This is a genomic window from Paenibacillus sp. P4_A7 (assembly GCF_056402455.1).
In genome coordinates this window covers 1-4,330 of the sequence record NZ_JBFUHJ010000462.1, presented here as the reverse complement: position 1 = coordinate 4,330, position 4,330 = coordinate 1, and the positions used below count along the sequence as shown (strand labels likewise).

The 4,330-nt window shown below is 40.5% G+C and carries 3 protein-coding genes; all 3 read right to left on the bottom strand.

The window, feature by feature from the left end; genetic code table 11:
• Positions 1-269 precede the first annotated feature (269 nt).
• The 3 genes from AC1DWN_RS28850 to AC1DWN_RS28840 all read right to left on the bottom strand — a co-directional run bounded on the left by AC1DWN_RS28850 (position 270) and on the right by AC1DWN_RS28840 (position 4,280).
• Complete coding sequence (locus AC1DWN_RS28850) at positions 270-1,058, bottom strand: oxalate:formate antiporter (protein ID WP_477562322.1); 789 nt, start codon at positions 1,056-1,058, stop codon at positions 270-272.
• 234 nt (positions 1,059-1,292) lie between these two features.
• Complete coding sequence (locus tag AC1DWN_RS28845; RefSeq protein ID WP_477562323.1) at positions 1,293-1,733, bottom strand: recombinase family protein; 441 nt, start codon at positions 1,731-1,733, stop codon at positions 1,293-1,295.
• Positions 1,734-2,168: 435 nt separating this feature from the next.
• Positions 2,169-4,280 carry a hypothetical protein gene (locus tag AC1DWN_RS28840; protein WP_477562321.1) on the bottom strand — a complete coding sequence of 704 codons (2,112 nt, stop codon included), beginning with the start codon at positions 4,278-4,280 and terminating at the stop codon, positions 2,169-2,171.
• Between the last annotated feature and the right edge of the window lie 50 nt (positions 4,281-4,330).

Sequence of the window (4,330 nt, the reverse complement as noted above, 5' to 3'; positions counted from 1 at the left end):
CTACCTGAATAATGGGGGGGGGAGGGACTTCCTCACGCATCTCTGAATATAACGGTAGCTTCGTCTACAGAGTAGCATAACTCGGTTCCCATGARCATTTTTTAAGAGGATATTCCATCCGCTTTGTTTGCTGTACGCTTTTTCCTTGCTTGCACAAAAAAACAAACGGCACAGGGCTTTTTCCCATGCCGTTTCGGATTCCATTTTTCCCGGTGGTGTCTCTGGGCTTAACTTAATGACATTGCCGTATTAGGTGCTCTTTTTGTATTCTAATCAATCAACGAAGCATACACCTTTTCAAGGTAAGCAATAGAAACATGTTCCGCTTCTTCCTTTACAAGTACATCAGAATGTTGACGCAAGCGTTGATAGAGGTGGATAGTACTTTTTAACGCATGGTAGCAACTCTCGAAACTGTGTAGAGGGATCGTCTTTTTTAGTTCTTCTATTTCACTGATGCCATACTGTTCCAGCTTCCTAACTCCTCTAGGGAGTTGACCACTACGAATCAAAACCAAAGGACCTAATACAGTACTGCGAATATATGTAATATGATCGATCAATTCAAACCATTCTCCTCTTCCTAGCTTCGTGGCGCCGTAATGAATCCAGACCCAGAAGCGATCCTCTATCCATTGTGGATTTGGGTATGGATGTGAGGGGGAGGTTTCTTTAAAAATTTTACTGATTTCCTGATCTTTTTCCCATAAAATAAGCGGGTTTTCAATTCGTATTTCAAGCTCTTCCAATGTAACAAATTTAAGATCGACATGCAGCGGCTCCGGTCCGTATAAGCAAATAACCACACGAGGTTCACCAACATGTTCACCTGTGAATCCAGAAAGCAACTTGCCTAATCCTTCTGCAATGAGAAGCCGTTGATTCATGATCTGCTCCTGGTAGGCAGAGTCGTATACGATGATAAGGTCTAAATCGCTATACTCATCCATGGTCTTCGTCATCATGGAGCCACCTGCAAGGAGGCCCCAAAGTCGTTGATCTTGACTGAGACTTTCCTTTGCTTGATATATGAATCGTTCGTGCACAGGTAAAAGCATATAAAGCACCCCTTATAATATGACCCAAAAAATGGGTATTACGCCAATTTATCATCTTAAATGAACTTTGTCAATAATAAACGGGGTGTTACTCGGGTGAGGAGGAAACCCTGCAACTACTGCTGGTAAGTCTCAAAATGCATGTTGCCGAACGGAACATTCCTGAGATCAAGAAGTTCATCGGCAGCTATGTAGAAAAGGTCATCATCTATAAAGAGCATGTTGAACTCATACTCAAGTTACATGTAATAGAAAGCACAAATCCACAACCTCWTGCGGTTGTGGATTTGCATGGTGGAGGCGAAGCTCGGTATTCTTACGAGCTTTGGCACAATCACGGTTGCCGCAAAGGTAGGTGACGTATTTTAGCTTGTTACGACCGCAATGTTTGGTGTTGCCCATATCGTAACCAAGATTTCTTAAGCATTCTCCGCAAATCGTAAGCCCACTTAGAAGGTAAAGTTCTTTGGCTTTTTGTATACCAGGCGCGTGGTTGTTGGCATCCATCTTATCTTGCACTTGCTGGAACAGTTCCTTGGAGATGATCGTAGGCATGCCACCCTCGACTCGAATTACATCCTCGGAGTCTTTTTTACGGTGGCCGTTGCGCTTACTGAGTGCATCATGATATCGGGTCGTTCTTGATTTGTGATAAGCGAAATCCCAGTGATAAATTCTGAGATCTTATCCGATAAATGCCCTATTGCAAACTTTTCCTTCTAGGTGAGGTCCTTTAATAACTCTTCCCGATTAACATCTGCGAACTAATTCTTTTTTCCACGGCTCATGTGTATCTCTTTATGATATATTGATGTCATAATTGAACTTATCTGCTTACTATTTTACATTATTCTGGTCCATCATGAGGGACATGCATAATGGTGATCTCATTATAAATACCTCAGAAGTGAAATAAAGCGAAAGTTGCGTAAATTTATAGTAGATGTGCATATTTTGTCGTTTCTAAATGGAACCAAAAAATAGGATAGTGAGGGAGAGGCAAAAAAGACATCACCACTCTGGGCAATGTCTTAGATGTATTTGAATCCGGTAGGATACCAAAGTATACTACTACACTCGCTCTGAATGATGATCCATAATAAAGTTTGACTATCTTATTTGATTCGTGAAGTCAGGGAATGGAGCATTAGGATCGTCTTCCGTGCCCATGGTATACCCAAAGACCTCGCCTGTACCCTGGCGAACGAACAAACCGCCGCCCATACCGCTGGCTGCGGAGTAATTAATATAGAAGAAAAATGCTCCATCTACGGTCGTAATATCATACTCGCTGCTGTCATGATCGGCAGAGTAATTGCCTGGATCAAGACTTTCGACTACCTTTATAGCGTCATCAGCAGTTAGTGCGGTACTTTTAGTAGCCTCTTTGGCCTCTGCCGCGATCTTGTCCTTAATCGCTATCAAGTTCTTATCGACTTCTTCTTTGTTTACTCTTGTTAGTTCCTGAGCAGCTGTTTCTCCATCAACATGTAACGCAAGTGTATCTTTATTGATTAAATCAAAATTTACGATTGAATCATCCGAGAAAGTTAATTCAACTGAACGGGCGGTTGCATTTTTTAAAGTGAATGATTGCTCAGTACTCTCACCTTGTTTATTATACCAAACCACTTTTGAATCTTTGGTAAACTGAGAATACATAAATTGTCCAGTTTCTTTATCGGTTGTTTTCCAATAGCCCTCTAGGCTGTTGATCGTTACTAGTTTCTCGTAAAGTAAATAATTTAGAAAATACAGGGCGCTAAACTCATCCATGTTTTCAAACACTTTTACAGGTGTAGGCTGCGCTTTGGTACGAACATAGAGCTCTCCAGACGTGACTTTATAAACCAGATACTTCAGGCTTTTATCCGTCGAGTATGCTTCTACTTCATCAGCGAGCTTCACTTTGTCCTTTACAGGACTTGCCGCACGGTCTGATGGCTGTTCGGACTTTTCAACTTTTTCAAGTGCTTTCTTTGCTACGGAATCCAGTGTTAAGTCGATTGTGTAGAGCGTATTTTCTTTGTCTCTAAAAAGAATAGAGTCGTTGTAGAGATGAATATTGATTACGTTGCTACCAATCTTGACCTTTTGCTCCCCGATTCTCTTCAAAAACAAGTTCTCGTCAGTATCTAAATAGATAATACTACTGCCATCGGGAGTTACATCGAAATCGGTTACTTCGTCGTCAAGCTTCACTTTTTCTATGGGGTTAATGGTTTTCAATGCGATAGGCTGATCTTCATCCTTGTTCTTTTTCTTTGATTTTTCATCTTCTTCAGTGTCTTTTATCGTTTTTACATAAAGACTTTTGTCTTCATTTAGAAAATAAATAGAATCCCCTAAGACAGGAATTTGATAGTCAATGATGTCCGATGCAATTTTAGTCTTTTCGTATCCGTCTATTAAAAGCATCAATTCGCCTTTAGACGAGTCCGCATGATATTCATCTAAGTAAGCCATGATTTGGCTGTCATCGGAAAAGGTAAGTTCATATATATTTTGAGAAGCTAATTTTTCCTTATCTGGCATGTTAACTTTCTTAATGTACACGCTGCCGTCCAGATTCTCAAAGACCGTTACATCCCCATCATTGCTCATTATAAATTTCGAAATGCTGGAAGCGAGTTTTTCTTTGTCTGTTACGTCACTTGCTTTACGGTACAGTGAAGACTCAGCGTCCATAAAGGTTGCAATTTTTCCATCCTTAGTAAGGCTATATGAATCCTGTTTAATATTTGAGGCTATCTTCTCTTTTTCACTGCCAATAGCCATTCGATACAAATCGCCTGTGTTGCCCGAAAAGTCATCTGCAGTAGCGGTTTTTAAGAATAAGACGGTTGTTTCATCCTGGGATACAACCCACGAGTTAGGATATACATCGGTAGAAATCTGCGTTTCTGGCTTTCCTGCTTCTTTTACTATTAGATTATTGTCTTTGTCGAGGAATAAAAGAGCTTTCGTGTTATATAAGTACACGAATTGATGGGGGGCTACTTTAGAACCTATCTTTTCGCGATCCCCCTTGCTTGTTTTTACGTACAAATCACCTTGGTCAGTTGTCGATTGGTCTTGTATGTAAAGCAGGATTTCATCCTTGGCAATGTTTACGGTAGGATCTTCTTGGTAGCCCTGCTCCTCAGTTGTTTTCTCAGCATTTGAGCATCCAGCCATTAATAGAACGACAAGAATGTACATTAACATGTATTGTTTTTTCATAGGGTATTCGTCCTCTCTTTAATGGCTATCTTCAATTTAATGATTAATAG